The organism is Paenibacillus sp. J22P169 (assembly GCF_059691995.1).
The window spans coordinates 3028918-3051727 of sequence record NZ_JCAUAO010000001.1; the positions used below are offsets into that span (position 1 = coordinate 3028918).

17 protein-coding genes are annotated in these 22810 nt (G+C 43.4%); 1 reads left to right on the forward strand and 16 read right to left on the reverse strand.

The genetic code is table 11. From position 1 onward, the window contains the following. Positions 1-48 precede the first annotated feature (48 nt). Positions 49-930, reverse strand: a complete 882-nt coding sequence (locus tag AC58QG_RS13850; protein ID WP_497362599.1) for a carbohydrate ABC transporter permease — start codon at positions 928-930, stop codon at positions 49-51. A 16-nt stretch (positions 931-946) separates the two neighbouring features. Continuing rightward, entirely contained in the window at positions 947-1882 is a 936-nt protein-coding gene (locus AC58QG_RS13855; RefSeq protein WP_497362855.1) for an ABC transporter permease, read from the reverse strand. A 592-nt stretch (positions 1883-2474) separates the two neighbouring features. Here AC58QG_RS13855 and AC58QG_RS13860 point away from each other — a divergent pair. Further along, positions 2475-3236 carry a YheC/YheD family protein gene (locus AC58QG_RS13860; protein WP_497362600.1) on the forward strand — a complete coding sequence of 254 codons (762 nt, stop codon included), beginning with the start codon at positions 2475-2477 and terminating at the stop codon, positions 3234-3236. Positions 3237-3585: 349 nt separating this feature from the next. On the opposite strand, the gene AC58QG_RS13865 is transcribed toward AC58QG_RS13860, so the two are convergent. The 14 genes from AC58QG_RS13865 to AC58QG_RS13930 all read right to left on the reverse strand — a co-directional run bounded on the left by AC58QG_RS13865 (position 3586) and on the right by AC58QG_RS13930 (position 22798). Then, positions 3586-4350, reverse strand: coding sequence for a Rossmann-fold NAD(P)-binding domain-containing protein (locus tag AC58QG_RS13865; RefSeq protein WP_497362601.1), 765 nt, complete (start codon positions 4348-4350; stop codon positions 3586-3588). Between the two features lie 53 nt (positions 4351-4403). Next, positions 4404-5327: an FTR1 family iron permease gene (locus AC58QG_RS13870; RefSeq protein WP_497362602.1), complete on the reverse strand. Its 924-nt coding sequence runs from the start codon at positions 5325-5327 to the stop codon at positions 4404-4406. 88 nt (positions 5328-5415) lie between these two features. Further along, positions 5416-6897, reverse strand: coding sequence for a copper amine oxidase N-terminal domain-containing protein (locus AC58QG_RS13875; RefSeq protein ID WP_497362603.1), 1482 nt, complete (start codon positions 6895-6897; stop codon positions 5416-5418). A gap of 46 nt (positions 6898-6943) precedes the next feature. Beyond that, complete coding sequence (locus AC58QG_RS13880) at positions 6944-7987, reverse strand: hypothetical protein (protein ID WP_497362604.1); 1044 nt, start codon at positions 7985-7987, stop codon at positions 6944-6946. 148 nt (positions 7988-8135) lie between these two features. After that, complete coding sequence (locus AC58QG_RS13885; protein WP_497362605.1) at positions 8136-9662, reverse strand: hypothetical protein; 1527 nt, start codon at positions 9660-9662, stop codon at positions 8136-8138. Further along, on the reverse strand, positions 9659-10408 hold the full coding sequence (locus AC58QG_RS13890; RefSeq protein WP_497362606.1) for a glycosyltransferase family 2 protein: 750 nt from the start codon (positions 10406-10408) through the stop codon (positions 9659-9661). The genes AC58QG_RS13885 and AC58QG_RS13890 overlap by 4 nt, the downstream gene beginning before the upstream one ends. Continuing rightward, a complete protein-coding gene (locus AC58QG_RS13895) occupies positions 10401-11861 on the reverse strand; it encodes an alkaline phosphatase family protein (protein WP_497362607.1) in 1461 nt (486 codons plus the stop codon). The genes AC58QG_RS13890 and AC58QG_RS13895 overlap by 8 nt, the downstream gene beginning before the upstream one ends. Position 11862: 1 nt before the next feature. Further along, positions 11863-12831, reverse strand: coding sequence for a lysylphosphatidylglycerol synthase transmembrane domain-containing protein (locus AC58QG_RS13900; protein ID WP_497362608.1), 969 nt, complete (start codon positions 12829-12831; stop codon positions 11863-11865). Positions 12832-13235: 404 nt separating this feature from the next. Then, complete coding sequence (locus AC58QG_RS13905; RefSeq protein ID WP_497362609.1) at positions 13236-14129, reverse strand: carbohydrate ABC transporter permease; 894 nt, start codon at positions 14127-14129, stop codon at positions 13236-13238. Between the two features lie 13 nt (positions 14130-14142). Next, positions 14143-15030 carry a carbohydrate ABC transporter permease gene (locus tag AC58QG_RS13910; RefSeq protein ID WP_497362610.1) on the reverse strand — a complete coding sequence of 296 codons (888 nt, stop codon included), beginning with the start codon at positions 15028-15030 and terminating at the stop codon, positions 14143-14145. Between the two features lie 71 nt (positions 15031-15101). Beyond that, complete coding sequence (locus tag AC58QG_RS13915; RefSeq protein WP_497362611.1) at positions 15102-16457, reverse strand: ABC transporter substrate-binding protein; 1356 nt, start codon at positions 16455-16457, stop codon at positions 15102-15104. A gap of 158 nt (positions 16458-16615) precedes the next feature. After that, positions 16616-17743, reverse strand: coding sequence for a response regulator transcription factor (locus AC58QG_RS13920; protein WP_497362612.1), 1128 nt, complete (start codon positions 17741-17743; stop codon positions 16616-16618). 7 nt (positions 17744-17750) lie between these two features. Then, positions 17751-19448, reverse strand: coding sequence for a sensor histidine kinase (locus tag AC58QG_RS13925; RefSeq protein ID WP_497362613.1), 1698 nt, complete (start codon positions 19446-19448; stop codon positions 17751-17753). 206 nt (positions 19449-19654) lie between these two features. After that, positions 19655-22798 carry a glycosyl hydrolase gene (locus tag AC58QG_RS13930; protein ID WP_497362614.1) on the reverse strand — a complete coding sequence of 1048 codons (3144 nt, stop codon included), beginning with the start codon at positions 22796-22798 and terminating at the stop codon, positions 19655-19657. Positions 22799-22810: the final 12 nt, after the last annotated feature.

Below are 22810 nucleotides of genomic sequence, written 5' to 3' on the forward strand. Positions count from 1 at the left end.
CATAATTATGAATAATATGGTACATATGCAAAGATAAACCTATACAGATTATCCCTTTACCGAACCTAATAAAACGCCTTTCGCGAAATGCTTCTGTAAGAACGGATATACGAGAACAATGGGTATTGTCGCCACCACAATCGAAGCCATCCGAATCGTTTGAGGCAAATAATCCGTTGGATCGGATTGTGAGGTCGAATCTCCAATTTTATCTTGAGACATGAGCACAATTTGTCTAAGCACAACCTGTACCGGCCATTTCTCAGAATCGTTGATATAAATAACTGCATGGAAAAACGTATTCCAATGTCCCACAGCGTAAAACAGTCCGAATGTCGCCATAGCTGGCATGGACAAGGGCAGCACGATTCGGAACAAAGTTCCGATATCGTTGCATCCATCAATTCTCGCTGCATCTTCCAAACCATCTGGAATTTGCTGAAAAAAGTTTTTTAGAACGACTAAATTAAACGCACTAATTGCTGTTGGAATCATAAGAGACCAATATGAATTGATCAAACCAACCGATTTAACGACGAAGTAGGTCGGGATCATACCGCCACTGAAAAGCATCGTAATAAGGATCAATAGCATGAATGTTTTACGACCACGTAATGTGGCCCGAGCCAATGGATACGCTGTAAACGAAGTGAGTATTAGATTGATCAATGTTCCTAAAACGGTTACATAAATCGATACTCCGATACTTCTAATCATGGTGTCCGTTGAAAAAATGTATTTATACGCACTAAGCGTAAACTTAGTAGGTATCAGAAGCAATCCGCCCTTGACAACCTCCGAAGGGGCTGCAAACGATACAGAAACAATGTAGACAAACGGTATAATCGTGATCAGGGAAACGAGGGTCAATAGCGCGTAGTTAACCCAATCGAACATTTTATTGCTTAATGTCTTGTCATTCGTTGGCATTTGATATCTACACCTCCTAGTAAACGCCTTCTTCGCCAAACTTCTTCGCTAGTCTGTTAGCTCCTAGCACAAGTACAAGTCCGACCAACGATTTGAACAAACCAACTGCGGCGCTGTAACTATATTGAGCCTGTGTTAAACCCTTCATATATACATAGGTATCGAACACTTCACCCACTTCTCGGTTCATTGAGTTCAACATAAGAAAGATATGCTCAAAGCCTGTATCCAGGAAGCTTCCCAACCTTAGAATAAACAGAATCACAATTGTACTTCGAATAGCAGGAATCGTAATGTGCCAAAGTTGACGCCAGCGACCAGCCCCATCCATCCGAGCGGCCTCATACAATTGCAAATCGACTCCGGATAAAGCTGCTAGGAAGATAATCGTCCCCCAACCTGCCTCTTTCCATATCGACTGACCAATAATCATCGGTCTGAACCACTCTTCACTTAGCATAAACGGAATTTTCTCAAACCCGAACTGCGCAAGCAATTCATTAACGATGCCACCCTCTGTTGTAAATAGCACATAAAATATACCGACCGCGACGACCCACGAAATGAAATGAGGCAAATAGATCAGTGTTTGAATAACTCGTTTGAACAGCTCTCTCCGCGCTTCATTGATCATTAGAGCAAGTAGAATCGGAAGCGGAAAGAAGAACACTAAATTATAGATGGCTAACAATATAGTATTTCGAAAAAGTGTCCAAAATTGGGGCTCCATAAAAAATCGTTCAAAATGTTTGAAGCCAACCCATGGACTGTTTATAAATCCGGTAAAAGGCTTGTAGTCCTGAAACGCCATGACTAGACCAAGCATCGGCACATATTTAAATACGACGAAATACAATATCCCGGGAAACAAAAGTAGATACATCCATCGATCTCTTATGAGATCTCGTACTAGCTGTGATCGTTTAAATGAGCTTAATCGAGCTCTTTGCATCTGTGTTTCCAAGGGTTGCTGCACTCGACTTCCTCCTGACTGAAATGTGATTGGCTTCCCTTGTATAATAAGTTATAAAATGAATATCAGGCTATCGTACTCATTTAACTTCTTTCACCCAAGCTTGAAAACCCTTACATGACGGGCGATTTAGCGGATGCTTAATCTTCAAGTTATCATTCTTTGCTGCAATAGTAATAATTTAACTGCTATCATCATTCTGTTATATCGTACTTTTCAATTACAAATGACAGTCCAAATGATCGCTTTTTCCACGAAAAAATGGAACTATGATGGGATCATAGTTCCTTCGTTAACTGAACGATTTATATACATTCATTGATCCTATTAGTATCATTACTAAGCCAATCAGCCCAATCAGTAATGCCCAGATGCGAGGATTTGTGAAAACAAATTCGAAGAACACATCATGGATTGCTTCCAGAAAGGTTGCCCAAATTGACTCAGCATTACTTAAATTTAATTTTTCTCATAGACCCCACTCCAAGTCCTTTCACTTCATTTGAATATGATAACTAGAAGCTAACCAGAAACGTATCGCAAATTCCCAAGTAAAGGTGCTGTTAAGACGATGAATCGAGCAAGAACAATAAGCAGTAAGTGGGTAAAAACGAAGATTCTTATGCAAAATCAAGAACTTCGCACATTTATACCGGAAACCATGCTCTACAGTCAAACGAACCTGCTTCAAATGCTCATCAAACACAAGATGGTTTATGTGAAGCCCAGCAGTGGCACTGCCGGACAAGGCGTTATTCGAGTGGTAAAAGGTGATAACTATCGCTTTCAAGTCGGTAAGGTTACTAAATCTTTTAAAACCTTTCTTGCCTTATACACTGCTCTGAACAAAGCCAAATTAAACAGAACTTATTTGGTACAGCAAGGCATTCATCTGTTAACCCATCACAGTCGGATATTCGACATACGAATTATGGTCCAAAAAAGCCCGAAGAATATTTGGGAGGCCACTGGTTATATTGGCCGCGTCGCACACCCTAAAAAAATAGTGACGAATTTTCATAATAGCGGAAAACCACTTCCATTAGAATTGTTACTAGGTTCCTATGTAAATGAACAAAAGAAAAAAGATTATATTCGTAACCTACGAAACATAGGGTCTCAAATTGCAAAACATTATCAGAAGAGTTACCCGAGATTCAAAGAAATCGGTATTGATATCGGAATTGATAAAAATATGAAACCATGGGTACTAGAAGTAAACACGGCACCTGATCCTTTCATTTTTAACCAATTAAAAGATAAAAAGATGTTCTTTAAAGTTCTACGTTATGCACGAGTAAACGGACGGTTCTTACGTCTGAAACGCAAGTAAGTACAAACTCCAAACCCTTTTACATGTGGGATTGGAGTTTTTTTGATTTAGATTAAGACAAATCGAAGAATTTGGCGAATGAAAAGAAATCTAAAAACGATGAAACCTCTTGAGTTCATGAATTTGATACGTATTCTAGTTAACCCTCTTGCCACAACTCGTGCATTAAAAACAGTAGTTGTTCCATTAGCGTTTCTGTAAACTATTCCATAGAATTGGTTGACCAAAAGCATCATATATCAACTCCTTTCCAATGAGTTAATATATAGTATTCTTATGATTCATAGATGCGAGGGCTAGTTTCATAGATTAATCTAAAAAAAACCTGCACAAGATGTGCAGGTTAGTTCTAATCCGTTAAATCCCGAAGTCGGTTATTTTTCTGTTGGACCGATCTCATTAAATCGACGTTAACATCTTTATCTTCGGCAAAGCTGATGAGTGCGTGAACATCTTTAGGCAGGCATTTGCCGCCATAACCACGATTATCCTCATAGACGAACGTATGACTTCGACCAATTCGAGGGTCCTCCAGCCACACTTCACGCAGTTCATTGTAGTCAATGCCGTGAGCGCCAGCGATATCATAGAACTCATTGCAAAACGATACCTTCAGCGCCAGGAAGCAATTCTCCATGTACTTCGCCATTTCTGCCGTACGGGCATCCGTCAGCCGAATCCTCACTTCTGCGTTATACACCTGCTGATACGCACGAACCACAAAGCTTGCATCTGCTGATGCACCGCCCAAAGTGAGCCACGTGCGGTGACGCAGGTCCGCAAAGTGGTGATCCACCGTTTCCCCATAATATTCCGGCTGGAAGACGATTCTCTTGCCTGTTTGTTCCCTCATGTCATCCGTGAAGCCAACGGGTACAGTAGAACGAATAACGATCACTTTGGCTGTCAGCCATAAAATGACTTCTTCCACTATGGACGTATCGCATTTGCCACTTGGAAGCGAAGGTGTCGGAACACAGACGAATGCCACATCACATGCGTTCACTTCATCTTGGCTGCCCATCTCTAGAGGTCCATCATATACATCAGCCTTGGGAAATAAGGCATGAATCGCTTTGCCTACATGGCCATATCCAACAATTCCTATCTTCATCAGTATCCGCGCTCCTCACGTTGATCATTCATCCATCGTCTCTTCCTCATCTTTTAAGCAGCCACTTTATCTTCCTGGATCTGCTCCTTTTCCTGACGCTTTTTCTGTACAGCCAGTAAGATGAACACTAAGAAGTAATATCCCCAGTAACCAACAAATTCTTCTAGCGAAGGATTCTGTGTATACCCAAGGAATGCTTTAAAGAAAATACCGACTTGGCCGTTAATCAGCGGCTCTTTTCCATAGTCACGAAGATATTGTACACCATCAATGGGATGCTCTGGCATAAATGCTGTAATATTGTAAATTTCACCAATCTGGTGACCAGCTGTTCGATATAAACTACCGATGATGCCTAAATCCTGCATGATACCAATTGCTTGAACAAAAAGTCCCGCAGAAATCATCATGAGGAAGACAGCGGTTATGCGAAAGAAAGTACTCAAACGAATCTTCTTTGTCCCTTTGAAAAAGAGAAGTCCCACCACGACCGCTAGAATTAGCCCGAATAGAGCTCCCCAGCTTTCAAGTGCCTTCTGAATGTTGCCTCCCGTAATGGCTGCAAAAAAGAATACCGTCTCCACCCCTTCACGCACAACAACTAGAAAGGAATGAAGAACCATATTAATGGCGCCGCCAATGGTCAGAATATGAGCAACCTTGCTCTGTACCTTGCCTTGCATCTCACTGCTTTGCTTGCCCATAAACATAATCATATGCGTCAATAAACCGGAAGAGATGAGCATGATCCCGATTTTCAAGTAATTCTGACTCCCCATACTGGCAAATCCGGTTAATAACACCTGGAAAGCCAGGGCTAATCCGTAGCTAACGATTAAAGCGAAGAACACGCCCACCCATACCCATTTATGCCAGTGGATCGCATCAATACGCGTTAAATAAGTAAGGATAACACCTACAATGAGAATGGCTTCAAGCGCTTCGCGAAACGTAATGAGAAATGCCTGTAAATCCATGATCTGCCTCCTGTTCTCTACCTTGCATCTGAACATTGAAAGACACTTGCGCTATATAGCACAAGTGTCTTCATTATGAACGAAATGATTAACGAAGAATGATGATATCACCATTTTGGTAGAATACGCCATAACCGAACAACTCAGCTACTGCACGCAATGGGATGAAAGAGCTGCCGTTTTGAAGAACAACCGGCTGATCCAATTTGATCTTCTCATTCACTTTACCATTCTCAACAACTTGATCGGAACCCGCTGTGATTTCTGTTTTCTTGCCATCTTTCGTGATTACAACTGTTCTTGTAGCTTCAACCCATTCAACTTGCGCGTTGATTGCTTGAGCAATAAGACGAACTGGCACTAGCGTACGACCGCTTTCTTGATTGATGAACGGAGCGTTCTCTGCTGTAAAAGCAGCGCCATTTACTTTGTATCCTTTGTCACCAACTTTTAAGCTGGAACCATCTTTATCAACAAGGAACTTTAATATTTCAAAAATAGACGCATTCGTAGCAGCAACATCGGATTTATCTACAGCTTCTGTTAATTTTGTAGCCGCAACACTTGCAGCCGCAAATTTCTCTTTACCTAAGAATACTTCTTGGCTAGCTAGGAACATTGTACCCTCAGCCACATAACCACGAGCGCCTTGTAAGTCGCCAGCTTCTTGTTTCACTAGAATTTGGCCAAGGTACTCCGAAACCTTACCGATCATCGTACGTTGAAGTGCGTCACCGATTTCATCTTTTTTGATTTTGCTAGCATCGCCTGATGCGAAGGCATTTTTAACAAAATCAGCGTCAGCTGGACTTCCGCCTTTGAGGTACGTGTAGACAGGCATGAAGAGGAAGTAGCCTTCTGTGATAGCTTTTGGTTGGTCAGCTGGTGCTGCCAATCCAACGTTTTCTGCATATGTATACGTTGCGAGCGCATAGTTTTTGATTAATGTTTTGTCAAGAATTTGACGGTGGAAGTTAAAGTCATTCACGTTGTTATCTTTGATATCTTTTTGAATCAATTCAATTGTCGTTTTCAAAAGTGCAACCATGTTCAAGCTGTACTTCGTATCACGTTTAACCACGTTTGGTTGAAGCGCGCCTTCATAAATTTGAACGACTTTATCGAAAGCAGCTGTTGCTCCAGCAATATCACCTTTGGTCAAAGCAGGACGTACTTGGTTGCTCATCAAATCACGAAGGGCAAAGAAGAAATACCATTGCAAACCTTTGTCGATCGCTTCTTTTGCTTGACCAACTTGCAAGTCGCCTTTAATCGCAGCGTCTAACACAAGTAGAATGTTAGCATCAATTTTAGGATCATCTGCTTTAATGTTTACATCTAGACGTTTAACATCAGTTTGGAATTTATCTACATATAATTTCTTTACATCAGCAAGAACGGTTTTATCTGTAAAAAGTGCTTTGATATCTGTAAAGGATTGTAGTCTAGCAGAGATCGTTTGATCTTCTTTGATTTGGAATTTAGTTTCTGCAAAAGCAACGGATGTAACAGTAACAACACTAGATAGAGCGATTGAAGCACTTAAAACTACAGCTAAAAATTTACGCATGATAAGTTTCTCCTCTATTCATCTCATTTTTTGGTTGACCTAACGGTTAAATCCACTTTCTTTTGCGGGCGAACCATACAGCTCCACCCAGTATAACGATAACTCCACCAATAACAGCTACACTGACCCATGGATTCGTTTTGTCTGTGCGTTGCATAGGCGCATGTGCCGACGCTTCTTTCACAGGCTCAGTCTTCACAGCTGCGCTTGCTGTCTCTGTTGCTTTAGCAGGTGCCTCTACTGTTGCTGTAGGCTTAGCGGCTTCAGCAGTCGGTGCCGGTGTTGGGCTTGGACTTGGACTTGCCGATGCGGATGCAGATGGCTCAGGCGCTTTCGTCTCCACAGCTGCTGCCGCGTCAGGCGCCTTTGTCTCTGCTGGTTTGGCATCCTTCGTTGCGGCAGGCTGTTCTTGTTTAGGGCTAACTTCCACCTTCACAACGGGCTCTGTCTTAGGCGTCTCTACCGGCTTCGCAGTAGGCGTCGGGGTACTTGTGGCAGCTGGTGCACTGTAAGCTTTATAAGGAAATAGCGGTTTTACCTTACCGTAGATGAAATCAACCTTTTCCTTAAATACAGCTGGCTGCACAGGCTTCTTCCCTACTCCGAACAATCCTGGGTTACCAAGTGCATCGAGAGCAGCATCGAACGCCTTATCAATCTCCGCTTTACCTGACCCCATGTAGGGCTCTAGGGTATCATAGGTTGCCTTGGCTTTGGCCAATAGAAGCTTTGCTCCCGCATAGTCATCAATTCCTTGCCCAGCATAGGTAAAACGACGATCTAAGTTCATCACCAGAACAGCTTTGAAATTAGAAATGACTAATTTATTATCCTTAGCTTTAAAATTAGCATCTAATGTAGTCCCAACTTCTTCACCAAAGTGTGCAACAATTTCAGCTCTTCGCTCTTTGTAGGCACCTTCAGCAGCTCCCCAGTCATTCCCACCATCAATACTGGCTTGCACCAGTTTAAAAGTTTCAGCGACATCTTCGGTATTCGCGTCACCGTAAGAATAGGCTAGCGCGGAAGTCGGCAGGATTAATAATGCCGCGAAAACTAGCGTCAATCCGGCTAGTAGCCATCGTTTCATAACTTCACCTCTGCAAATGAATTTCATTCTCAACTTCATTGATAATGATAATCATTGTCCCGAGAACTGTCAACCATTATTTAACAAAATTATCATAGTAATTTTACATTTTTTTCACAACCATTTTACATATCGATTGCAATGACAACTAACGCACCCACTCGAATAAAATAAGATGTCCATACGCAGGATCAAAGAGTGGATCTGATGTAAACTCAGCAACCTTCTTCAGATGTGCATCGACCGATTTGCCTTGCTGCGCAAACCCTTTCACGACATGATCCGTTAGGAAAACCCTACGATCAGAATTCGCACTCGCCAAGGACTGAAAATACCCATACGTATAAATGCGCTCATGTTGATAGTCAGCCTGCAAGTACTGAAGGACTCTTGTTTCTTCCCACGTAAACAGGATGTGAGGCTCCTGTATGCTGCTTAAATAGTCATGCAGCTGATAGACCGCCGGCTTATCTTCCGCTTGCCTTTTCAATAGCTGGGAGCCATAGAATAGTTGGACAGAAATGAAGCCGGCTAGGAGAAGGTACACGATCTTCGGAACTAACCTATGTAGAGTCGTCTTAGTTTCTGATGCCCTCACCGCATCTGCTATTTGTATCATATAAACAAATATTAAGAGTAAGATTGGCGCAATGACCGGTACGATATGACGTGGTTTTTCAATATTTTGACCAATTAACGCCCATAGGGTATATAGGACTGCACAGCCTACAATCCAGAGTAGAAAGCGCTTGTTCTCATCATCATGCTTAGGAACAGCAACGAATCTCAGCGCCACTGAAGTAACAACTAGCAGAACGGTAAAACACAAGCCAATAAGGATCGAACCGCCAAATAAAGCTGCCCCCAGCAAGTTATGCCCAAATAGCTGGATGATTCTATCTCCTATCGGCATTGACGTTGAGACCACACCACCGCCCCATTCAGAGAAATGGCCTTCCACGAAAGCTAAGGACAACTTCCAAAACCCTGCAATGTTTCCTTCGGATAGTACCAATCCAGCTACCCAAATCAACTGAAACAGCCCCGCTGCTAGAGCAGATGCTCCCATTCTAAGCCATCTCCTCCAACGGGTAGCCCCATGCTGCCATAGCGAATACCAGAGGGGAACTAAGGCTAAACCGTAAGGAAAGAAGGAAAGGCGTATGCCCATTAAAAAGCTGAAAAAGAGCAGCACTAATCCGTGGCGAAACACTGAATTTGGACGATCCATCGCAAAGCGGATACTCCAAAGAAACCACCACAGCATGGCCATGCCTGCGCATTCCGACATGGGACGCGAGGACATTAGCCAAATGTAGGGGCTGCTTAATACGAGTGCGGGCAGTAAAAGACTCTTGATACCACTGCCCGTCAGTCGATGCGCTAATAAAAACATTGGAATCGCGGAACTTAATGCCGCTAAGGTATTGAAGACGGATAAGGCTATTGCTGGATTATTGATCCAATGGTTAATGAACCAACCACCTAGTATAAAGTAGGGATATCCAGGAAAATGAGGCTGCATGGCCAGTAAATCATATCGATGCAGAGCTAGTGTGAAGTCCACCTCGTCCCATGTACGTACATAGGGACTGGCATATAGCAGACTAAGGCAGGTAACACCGGCTATAACCGCAGCTGCAAAAAGCGCCATTACTAGCGCGTTACGTGTCATATGCTCGGTTCATCTCGATGCATCTGGATAGTGGCTTTACGCTTGCGGGAGACGGGACGTCTCATTTCTTTGTAGATCGCCGGAAGCACAGAAGACACATACTGTCTGAATTTGATGAAGGATTGGCCTTTGGTTCGAACCTGGTACGATATCGGAATCTCCTCCAATCGGTAGCCCTGACGAACCAGATTAATCGTGAGGACCTGGGCGTAGTTATAGTCATGGATAATGGCGGCATTCTCCATGGCATCGCGTGAGAATCCGCGCATCCCTGACTGGCCGTCATAAATCCACCTGCGCAGCAATATAGCCTGCAGCAATGTAAAGGTATAGTTGCCTAAGCGGCGATGCAGCTTCATCCCTTGAATGTGGCCTTTGAAGCGTGAGCCAAAGGTGTAGTCCGCGCGCCCGCTGATTATGGGCGCAAGGACGTCCGGGATTTGTTCCGGCGGATACTCATTATCCGCATCGATCATTATGCCAATGTCGCCGCCGAGCTGGCAGCATTGCTTCAGCCCTTCGCGAACGGCTGCGCCGAGCCCTCGATTGTGCGGGAACGACACAATGTGGTCGGCCCCCGCATCGCGCGCTACTTGGACGGTGCGGTCCTTGGACCCGTCGTCGATCACGAGCACTTCCACCTCATACTGCGGGTGGAAATCTCTCGGAACGCGGGCAATGACCCCGCTGATATTTTCTTCTTCATTATGTGCAGGCATGAAAACGATAATTTTTTTCTTAGTCATGATGCTTTATAGCCTCCGTTAGAACAGGTCCGCGACTATGGCTTGGGAAGGGTGCTCCCAGTAAGTAAGCCAGCGTCGGCGCCATGGATACGAGTGAATGCTTCTCATCAATACGACGGCCCGCTTCGATGGTTGGACCATGCAGGAAGAATGGCACATAACGCTCGCCTTCGTCGAGATGACCATGCCCGCCAATACCGTCTGCCTGCCCGTGATCAGCACAGATGATCAATGTCGTATTCGCCATCATCCCACGCTTTTCGAGCCAGCCGACGAACTCTTCAATGAGTTGATCTGCTTCGGCGATCTTTTGCGTGTAATCATCGTAGAGAACGCCTCGACTGTGCCCCGTTTGGTCAACCCCAATCAACTGGGCTACGAGTAAGTCCGGATTTTGTTCCGCCATAATCTTCTTAGCTCGTTCTATGATATTGCGATCCGCAACATCGTTATGCATGACAGCCGTCACACTCTCTACGTCATCTCCCATGGAGTCGATTAAGTGTGCGATCCCCAGCAAACGCCCTTTTTTCCCCACTTTACGAAGTGAATCGAAAATACTCTCTACCCGAATACCGAGCCTCCACACCATATTGGAGCGAATGCCGTGCTCGCGAGGATACGTTCCAGTAAACATTGAAGAGAAGCAGACAACTGTACGCGCCGGATAGACGGTCTCCATTTGCGCATATTCAGTGCCTTCTGCTCTCAATTTCTTCATAAATGGTGCATGTGCTTCCTCAAAGCGCTCTTTGCGCATACCGTCCACAACAATAACGATAACCTTCTGGTTGAGAGCTTCTCCGCCTGCTTGCACAGTACTTGAATCTCGTGTATAGGTAGGAATTTCAGCTGGCTTCCAATCGAATAAGTACCGGTGTAGAATAAATGCGTAAATCAATAAGCCAACCGCAAATAGCAGCCCCGTTCCCACATCAGCAGAAACACCCGCCTCAAACTGACGATAATAATGACTCCATACGAATAACAGCAACAAAAACTTAGGCATCTGCTCCTGTGCATTCCCGCTCGTTGAGTCACTATTCTTGAGGACAAGCTTCCAGAAGCGTGTGAAATTCCACCATGTCGTACCAATTCTTAAGTGATAGTAAAACGTGCCCCAGAAATAAATCGTGAAGAAGAAAAACAATCCTAGTGCCAGCACATATAGCGAGAAATCATTTCGTTCCCAAATCAGAAGTGCAGCAATAAGCGGCAGCCACAAATAATTTCGTAAGAAGAGCGGGAAATCGAAGCAATAATAGAGTACAAATAGAGGCATGGTTATCACCAACCCTAGACCTGCCGAACTCCAAAAGCTAGGATCAGACCACACGCCGATATGGTAAAGCAGGAAAACGCCAACAACGAAGATAGGTGTAAATGGTTTCCCCTCGTTCAATAAGTTCCAGCAGCGAGCTGCAACGATTTCAAAGGATGATGCTTTTTTCATATTAATCTTCCTTCCGCACTTTGCTATGTAATGGTGACTTGGATCGACTTGTAACTCGGCCCATCCATTCTTTCATTTCCCGCCAACGCAGCGGCATCCGCAACAGGGAATAGCCGCCTAACGCATAGGCAAATAAAAATTTGAACGTATGCGATAAAAGCGCCGCTCTATACGCTTCCTTCCCATCTACACCCAGTAGGACCAATGAGCCGCTCATCGTGCTTTCATAGGTGCCGATGCCCCCTGGTGTGATATGAAAGATTTGTCCAGCAATTGTCATACTATTGGCCCAAACGAGAGAAATACTCCCCAGCTGCAAACCTATTATTTGGGCAACTGCAAAAATAACACCCGCTTCCAGCACCCAACTTAGCGTGATTAGACTTAGAATAATAAACCCTTTGCCCGAAAGCATTTTCATCTGAAAATTGGCTGAATGTTTGGCGATAAATGGTATTCTTCGAATGACAGGCAAGTAGTGTGCAGTTGCGAGTATCACCGTGCCGCTTGCCAGCAAGATCACCCATATCCATGAAGAAGGCAAACCCATGCGGACGATACCTATGCCCCCAATGCCTGCAAGCACCAGCATATCGAGCAGACGCATAACGGCGACGGAATGCAGCGCGTCTTCCCAAGACTTCCCGCCATTTTTCATTAATAAGCCTGTACGAACACCATCACCCACCTTAATCGGAAGCAAGTGGTTTACAAGCAAGCTATAGCTAATGGCATGAAAATAAACCGCGAATTTAACCTCTTGTCCCGTGTACATACGCCACGCTGACGCTTTGAGAAGAAAGGAAGCCAGGTAGATGACAATCATGAAAACCAACCACTTCGGTTGATGGAAAAGCTGCTCTACATCGCGGAGCCATTCCTTGGAATCGAACCATTGCCATGTTAAGAAAATAGAACAAACGACCAAAAAAATCGCTATGAAACGTACAAATTGTTTCTTTGTTAGCATAAGTGTCGAGACCTTCTTTTACACAAATCTATTTCGTAAGAGTGATAATCGTAGGCAAGAAGGCAAATAATATTGATAATCATTATCGATTCACTCAGTCCTATTTTACTACCCTGCTTCGAACTGTCAATTGCGATTTTTAAAAACTCTGTTTTGAATTGGTTCCTCCTAATATGGCGCAATATCATGCGAATGGCGAGAGTATCCTCAAAGTGCGGACTTTGGCAACAAAAAAATGCTTAAGTGTTGACTTCAGTTAGTCAAACTTAAGCACTATTGGTAATAATCTAATCATAAACTTCTTCTTAATATTGTCTCGGATAAATTGAATTTTTCGAAAGACTCATTCCTCAGATAGATAATTTAGTTTTTTGATTAAGTTTCTCTTAAGCTGCCATCTTTTCCTAACCCTTCACTGCACCGTCCATGATGCCTGATATTAACTGCTTTTGGAATAGAAAAATGATCACGATTAATGGAATGACACTTATGACAGAGCCAGCCATGATTAACTCATACGGTGTCTTCGGCCCGGATTCCAATGCTCGGATTGCAACCGAGATGACTTGATTTTTAGGTGAGCGTAAAATGATCATGGGCCACAGGAAATTATTCCATTGGTTAACAAAGAAGATAATACCCAAGCTAGCAAAAGCTGGTTTTAAGTTTGGCACAATCATTTTAAAGAAAATGCCATATTCCGAGCATCCATCCACCCTAGAAGACTCCAACATTTCATTATGGATGCTGGCACAATACTGCTTCATGAAGAAAATACCAAACGCATTCGCTATACCCGGCAGGATGATTCCCCATAAGCTGTCTACCAAGCCTAATTTACGATACATGACAAACATCGGAATTAAGATCGATTCTGTCGGAACCATCATCGAGGCTAAAACGATGGCAAATAAAATACCCTTACCCTTGAACTGGTACTTGGCATAGGCGAATCCGGACATCGTACAAAAGAGTAATGTACCTGCAGTATAGATGCTTGTTGCAACAATACTATTAACCAGAACACGCCCAAACTGCTTTTCCTGAAATAAGGTTGTAAAGTTCTCCCAATGAATGGTGGTTGGCACCCAAACAGGCGGATTTATGAAGATTTCACTTTTATGCTTAAACGCCGAACTGAACATCCAGAACAGAGGAAATAGCATGAGCACAGCGCCTACAGCAAAAAGTAGGAACATCCCCCATACGAGGTAAGGACTTGGTGCCATCTCACTTGTTGTTCGTACCTTCGCTGGTGATACGGGCACTCCTGCAGTTCGAATGGTTTTGCTAGTCATCGTCAATCCCCCATTAATCCTTAGTATCAAATAATCTAAGTTGAAGCAGCGTAAGTCCCAGCATCAGAATAAAATACGCCACCGAGATGGCCGACGCGTAGCCAAAATAGAAATTTTGGAAGCTTTCTCTGAAAATCAGAAGAATGGTCGTCAGTGTCGCATCTATCGGTCCACCTTTGGTTAGAATTAACGGTTCTGTATATAAAGAGAAAGATCCGATTGTCGACAATACGGTGCAGAAGATGATGATCTTTTTCAACAGAGGCAACGTAATAAAGAAAAAAGTCTGAATCGGGCTTGCGCCATCAACCTTAGCCGCTTCGCTCAGATCTTGCGGAATATTTTGAAGCCCCGCAAGCAGCAGCAGCATATTATAACCAGTCCAGCGATATAAGACCATAACAACCAGTGACACTCTCGCTGGGCCTGGCGACTCCAGCCACGGAATACCCTCTTTCACAATCCCTAACTGCGTTAGGATACTGTTTAACAAGCCGTCATGTGTGTTTAACATGATAAAAAATACGAAGCTGATCGCGACCACAGAGGTAATATTGGGAATGAAAAATACGGTACGAAAAAATCCCCTGAGTTTCATCCATCTTTGATTTAAAAAGACAGCGAGAATCATCGCAATGAACAGCATGATGGGCACTGACATCCAGAATATGAGAAGGCCATTCCAAAGGGTCAACCAGAAGGTTTCGCTTGAAATTAACTCCTTATAGTTAGCCAAACCAACGTAGGTTTTCACTCCACTTCCATTCCAATCCATGAAGCTTAGATAGATGGAATAGCCAAAGGGATACATCATGAAGATGGCGAAAAACAGGAAAAAAGGAGCAATGAATACATAGGGAGCTGTTCGGTACTGGAACTGCCAGATCTGGTTTCTCATCATCGTCCACCTCTGTAATAGATGCAATGGAGCGGTGCTCCATTGCATCTTTCTGTAATTTATAGTCTATTGGTCTACTGCCGTTTCGTTTTTTGCTTCAGTTGATCAGCTTTATCCTTAAACACTTCATCAACCGTCTTATTTTTCAAGAAGATCTGTGCGAATGCATCTTGGATCATTTGATTCGCAACTGGGAAATCCTTGGTGTAGGCTTGTGGCTTCACTTGCTTAACTGCTTCTGTAAACAATTGCCGTACAGGCTGGTTGTTGAAATATGGAACTGGCTCTTTAAAAGCCGGGTCACTATAAGTGGTTTCTAGAGATGGAAACAATCCGCCTTCTTTTAGCATTTTCACCTGCGAGTTGTCTTGACCTAGTACAAACTGAATCAACTTCCAGGATTCTTCCGGATGTTTACTTCTTTTATTAATCGCCAGATTGGAACCACCGTCGTTCGCACTTCCGTATTGATCATTCGCTGACCATTTCGGCATTGGCGCTACACTCCATTTGCCTTTGGCATCAGGAGCGATCCAATTTTGAAGCAATCCGTCAAACCAAGAAGCACCTACGATCGTAGCGACTTTTCCATCTTTGATCCCATTTAACCACGCTTCAGCCCAAGGCTCAGCATCATATACATAACCTTGCTTGGTTAGATCCACATAATAGTTCGCTACTTCTTTCACTTCTGGCGTGTCTAGCGTTACCTTGCCTTGACTATCGAAATACCACAAGCCACGCTGCCACATCATCGTCTCGAAGAAACGGCTGTTGGATTTGGTTTTCGAATCGCTAATCATAGCTGCGCCAGTCTTGTCTTTGACAAGTTTAGCGGCATTCTTGAAGTCTTCCCACGTATTGATTTTCTCAGCAACCTGTTTAGGATCAGTCGGCAGCCCTGCTTGTGCAAACAGGTCATTTCGATAGAACATGACAACAGGACCACTATCCCAAGGCATCGCATATTGCTTATTATCCTTCGTTGCATCTGCCCATTTATAAGCATTCATTTTGTCTTTATACGGCTTCACTTTGTCCGTTATATCCAACAGACCGTCGACATCCACCATTTGCGCGAGATTACTTGTCTCTACGGCAAGCACATCCGGCACTTGATCACCGCTGCTTGCAGCAATGAGAAACTTTTGATATAAGTCGCCTGACTTCATAATTTGTAATTCGACATCAATATTCGGGTTCGCTTGTTTAAATGCAGGCAAATTGAGTTCCAACTGCTTCTGATTTTCTCCCCATGTCCATAAAACTAACTTTACTTTTTCACCTGCTGTAGCTTTCTGAGTGGCAGCCGTACTCACTTGTGGTGATGGTGCCGCCGTATTTTCTGTTGATTTACTATCTCCACAACCGCTTACAATTGTAGAGAGCACCATAGCAGATACCAGCGTTAATCCCAACTGCTTTTTCATTCTGTAGACCTCCCAAGTCATTGTTTATTTACAACCTAAGTGTAAGACAATTGAAAACCCTTTCAAACCTCGAAATGTCTGATCAGGAGTATCAATGTGTCATAGAAAAACACCCACCAAGCTGAGTGATTCCAGCTCTTGGGTGTCTTTATGTCCGATTAGTTATCTTGTTTTTGTTGTATCCGATATTCCGTCGGGGTAACCCCTGTGCTCCGCTTAAACCATTTGAAAAAGTGCTTATAATCCGACATACCCACCCGCTCTGAGATTTCACTAATTGTCCAATCCGTGATTCTTAGGAAATGCTTCACTTGCTCCAGCTTGCGGTTACTGACATAATCAATGAAATTCTCACCGATTACTTTCTTAAAAAGAGAACTAAAGTGTCCCCTACTGAGGCCAACATAACCAGCTACATCCGTCGAGCTTATATTCCTATCTAGGTGCTCATTCATATATTGAATTGCTCGCAAAATCGCGTCATCATTCATTTCGGTCTTCAAGACATGTTGAACTTCTAGCTTCAACGCTAAGTAACCAGCAGTGACAGCACCAGTCCAATCTTCGATATTTCGCATGGGGCCACGCTCGAGCCATCGCATATTTGGATGGTGCGGCAGCATGAGTGCAAGCTTTGAGATGACACGGCCTCTAGTTCTCTCCTCAATAAATAGAAAGGTAAAGGGCCCGACACGTAAGACTTCCGAGTTATCCATTGGCACTAGTCCTATTTGCAGATCAATCTGATCTTCATCATGAATGATAAACAAGATGCACCCTGATTCAAGCATCCAACGCCACTCTTTCGTGAGCAACTGTACCATGCTGGACGTTTCCGAATAGCCCCTCTCGTTTGTAATCCATCCTTTAAATGCTTCCTGCTTATCTGTTTCTCGCAACGGTTGCTGCGCTTGATCGAACTCCTGTCGAAACTGTGCCAAATATTCTTCAAATTCCTGATCATGAAAGGTTGTCTTCAGAATATAACCAGAAGCACCATAGCGCATTCCTTTCTGTGCATAATGAAATTCACTATGACAGCTTAGCAGCAAAACCTTCGTTTCAGGAAAACTCTCTTTAATTTTTCGTGTAAGCTCAATCCCATCCAATTCGGGCATGACAATATCCGTAACAACAAGATCTGGACGATGCTGAACCATCTCTTCAAGCGCCAAAGCGCCATTCGCCGTATCCGCGACAACTTCCATGCCGTATTTGGACCAATCCACCGTCACTCTCAGGGCTTGTCGAACAAGCCGCTCGTCGTCTACTAAAAGCACTTTCATCGCTCTACTAACCACGTGGTTTCACCTCAATTGGACTTTTCAATCGGATCAGTGTTCCTTCTCCAGGTGTAGAAATCACCGTTATCCCGTACTCCTTACCGAAATGTAAGATATATTTCTGATTCACATTATACATTCCTGCGCCACCTCGACCTTTTGCCGAAAAGTTGGGGAGATTAACATCGGGGAAGCGATCCGCATGAATGCCTTTCCCGTTATCTTGAAGTTCGATCACCATTTCCGCTCCTTGCTGCTGAACGCGAAGAAGGATGGTACCTTCCCCATCCGTAAAGGCATGGAAGAAAATATTTTCTAGCAGCGGCTGCAATGACATTCGCGGTATAAGCTGTTTCTCTAACCCAGGAGCTATGATTTTATTGAATTGAAATACGTCTCCAAACCGATGCTTCTGAATAAGTAAATAATGATTAATCAATTCTAATTCATTTTCTAACGGGATCAGTTCCTGGGTATTATCTAATCCATTGCGAAGTAATTCTGTGAGATGTACCATCATATCGTGAATATCATGTTGCTTCTCCAAAAGGGCTTTCCATTGGATTAAATTTAGCGTATTAAACAACAGATGAGGGTTAATCTGATAATGGAGCGCTCGTAATTCGGCTTCCCTTTTTAACGATTCCGTATGGGTTACTTCGATAAGCAACGATTGAACCTCTTCCACCATATAGTTGAAATTATGACTTAAATTCGCAAGTTCATCACTGGAAGTCACTTTGGTTTGAACGGATAAATCGCCTTTGGCTACCTTATGGATTGCACGATTGAGTCTCTTTATTCGCCTCGTGATGTGGTTGGAGAACAATTCAGACAACACTAAGGATAACAGCATAGCGCCAATGACCACCGTAAGCGTGTATTTCTTAATAATTTCAGATGAAAGATAGAAGTTCTTATTGGGCACCCTGACTTCCATGTTCCAATCACTAGTGATTAATTGACTCTTCCATATGATGTCATCCTGATTTTCCTTATAAGACTCTGACATATAGATGATCTTACCGTCATAGTTCGTAATTTTTAAGGCGGAGTGGATATCTCTTTCAAAACTTTGAATTAAATTAAGGATATGTTTGGCATCCATGTCTATCAGTAATCGTGCACTTGAATTCATCATACTCGTATTCTTCACTTTGAGAAAAAGGCTGATTACAGGTCCGTTGAGCAGGCTATCATTAAAATAGTAATCTGGTTTATGAAATCCTAGCCACTGCTTGCCCAAGCGATCTTCAGACCATAAAGGCTTTTGTAATAAATTCGCAAATTGTTTCGTATTGAGCGTGTTCGTTCCGTACACTTTTCCTAAATCTGTGATTAAAAAGATACCTTTCACGTCCCCGTTATGATGGGCCCGCAAGAAATTAAAAAGCTCGTTCTCTACAAGCAAATCCTCGTAGGTACCACCCGCCTGTCCATCCATAAAACTCTGTTTGGTTCTCATCGCATAATTAATAACATCGTCAGATATACTGCTCATTTGTCTGAAATTCATATCCACCAATTCACTGAATTGCTTAACTGAATATTCACCATAATCCCCAAATTGCGTATTAACAATCGCAGAGGAGCGGCTATATGACAAATACCCCATAATGAGCAAGGGAATAACAGATGTAGCTAAGAAAAATAGGAGAAGCTTGATATGAATACTTTTTCTAGGGAAATCCATTATCTTTTGAAACATACCTGTGTCTCCTTACGAAAAAAAGCCTAGTAAGCGCTTTAAAAGTAGTAGTTATAGACTATAAGGAGAAGTGAACTTTGTAAAGGCAAGAAAGGTAAATAAAAAAACGATGACGAGCCAAGGGGATCATGGGCATTCCCTTTTCAATAACATGAGAAATTAAATAGCCCTACGATTTCTCGTAAGGCCCATTTCAATTCATAAATTCATTTTTCAATAATTATTTCCAATAATTCAACAATGTTAGACGCCTTCAACAATCCAGATGGAACCAGCTTATAAGCCATCGAAAATGCATCCCCTTCCGTAATCCAATGCTCAGGGCCATAAGCTTCCGAATACACAGGGACTAAATGCAAAGGACCAAAGGTGTTTCTGCGGGTCAGAATAACATCCAACTCGATGTTAACTGTTTCTGCTCTTAAATCTGCCTCTACATATGCCGTTATGTCAGCTGAATAAGGCTGCCAAGCAATCAATGTCGATTCGCCATTCTTGGCTCTGACTTTTGCGCAAGCACCTTCAAATCCAGGAAGTGAGAGTTGTACTTTCCGATTGTCTGCAGCAGAGTTCCTTACAACCTCCCCAAGACTTAGCTTATAAGTAACTGTCCCAGAATAAAAGGGCAATCCCTGTTGCGTTAGGTCACCTATCGTAATTTGCTCTGGAAGAACGCTTAGGATTTTTCTGGTTCCCATCAGTTGAATACTAAACTCGCCAATGAGATAAAGTGCCTCCAGGTCAATTCCCTGATGAAAGTCTGTACTCAGTTCAATCGTATTGACTCCGTTTAGAAAATATTCCGCGGGTATGTGGATTCGCTTAAAGCATTTATCGACCCACCAACCCTCATCCCCATTACTGTCCACGCTATGTCCATTAAAGAGGATTGTAAAATTCTCCGGATGCTCTAGCACTAATTCTACTTTTTGCTTAGGCAGGTCCTTTACTTCAAAATCAAAGCATAAAGTAAGCCGCCCTTTATGATCATAAGTACTTTTCTGCGCATACCACGGCTGAACCATGTTCCCGGCTCGATAATCAAGTCCGAACTCTTTCCTTACATAACGATCGACTTTAAGGATCTCCAATTCATCCTGCCAAGCTCCATCATTCAGGCGGAATCGCGCTAAATCCAACACACAGACATTAGGCTCGCTCAATGCATACTCAAATGGACCGTCCAAGGTTTCAATTATTCTTTCGGCATGTTGTAATTTATCCGTAACTCCCTCATGTTCTTCCGTTGTAATCACATACATATGTTCACCCGACGCCGGGAAGTCAGCACTAAATTCAAGTAATCCATTCTTGTGCTCTGTTGTTATACTTGACTTTGCCCCCATGACACAGCACCATTCCTGGACATATCCATTACTCGTTATTTGAATTCTCACATTCGTATAGGCTTTCTCACGATTCACATTGATGATAAACACATATTTGTTCTCTCCGTCCACACGGATATGGCAGAACAGATCTTCCATATTCTCTCCAGTGATCCCGTCTAACGCTTTTATCCGGATACCAACCGCAGGTTCACACGCTTTAACTACCTCTTCCCTCACAAAAGCAACCTGCATCGCCTCTTTCGCAAAACTTTTGACTTTCTCTGAGGGGACTGCATCCAGATAAGCTGATGCTTCACCTGCAAAAATAACTTTGCCGCCCGCATGCTGAAACTGCTGCAAGATCTGTAAGGTTGTCGAACGCATGGTTGTCATTCCACTAACAAGAACAGCTTTATACACCGCTTCTCCAACATAGAGAACTGGTGTTCCATCAGGATTGGTATCTAATCTATACAACCGCTTTAACATATCTTCATCACCATAATCAAAATCCAACTGAGAACCGGAAAGCATATGGAATAAAGCTGCATAATGATTCTCTAGTTCCTTCACAGCCGTGGAGTTGGGACTCAATGTGTTTGACCATCCAGGGTACACTTGGCACCATACACTTTCAACCGGATTCAACACCAGAATGTCGCAGGACGGCTTCCCCTGATTGAGCATCCAACCAATTCTTGAGAAATACGTTTCTACATGGCTATATTCCTGCCACCAGGCCGATTGATGCGATATGCTTGCAGGGTAATCCCTTTTCGATTCTCCTTCCATGGTGTACCAAGATAAATGGTGGCAGCGTAAGTTAATGCCAAATAGCGCTTGCCAATCTCCGATCGATTTATGTGCTTCCAGAGGCATCTGCCAGCCCGTGCAGCCATAAAGCTCAGACAGCAGCCATTTTCGGCCTAATTGACGGGCTGCGGACTGTAGTTGTTTGGCTATCCAATAGTTGTTGTTGCCTTCCGTCAGCACATCAATCCCGGGATATTCCATATGCTCGTAATAGCGCATAACAGAACCTGACATCGCCGTTTGGGCCGTGAGATTATCCTCATGCAGGACATGTCCGGTCAATATTAAATCATTCTTTCTGCACCATTCATCCATCGGTTTAGCAAAGTTGTCAAGGAACATCATCTGGAGCAACTCCACATAGTGCCATTTCACTTGAGAAACAGCATGTCCTTCCTTCTGGAGAAACAGTTCCGGCAATCGATCAGTCAGATCACAGCCAAATAACTCGTTAAACTCCTCGAATAAACGATAGGTCCAAGGCGCATGCCATTCCTTGTTTTCATTGTTGATACCAAATCCATCCATGATCTGCCCACGGTGTGGTTCATCTGTGAAAATGCCTTTAATCGATTTCCCAAACTTATCCCCGCAGGCTAGCTTGTATTTATCATGGGTTAGTTGCAAGAAATATTCAGTAGCTTCGCGATTTAATGTGTCGACGTAAGTAAACCCGTTGTAGAAGCTTTCCTTCTCCATTTCAACAACCGTAAAGATTAGGATGCTCTGATCTTTCAATTCCTTCAATTCCTCGGATGAAGCCTGTGGCTCCAACCTTTTGCAATCATAGAAGGCCAAGCCTTCCAGCCTGCATGAGAACGCAGCGATCCAATCATCTTTCCAGACATAATCCTTGGCATCTATAATATCCAGCCTGATGAACTTCATTCGATATTTAGGCTCTTGGGTCACCATGCCTCCAGCCGTTCCACTGGGCCAACGATCTTCATCATACAGCCAAGCTTCCATCCCGAGCGCTTCAGCTTCGTCCGCACACCTATTAATTAATTCAAACCATTCTTCACCCAAATACTCGGTTGCAAGCCCCGTTCGGGAATGCATAAAAAAACCGCCAAATCCCATTTCCTTAAACACATGAATTTGCCTTAACATCTCTTCACGTTCCAGAATGCCATTCCATGACCAGAATGGTTTCCCTCTATATGCAGCACCTGGCTCCAAAAATTTATCATATAGCTGTTTCATTAATAACGAACC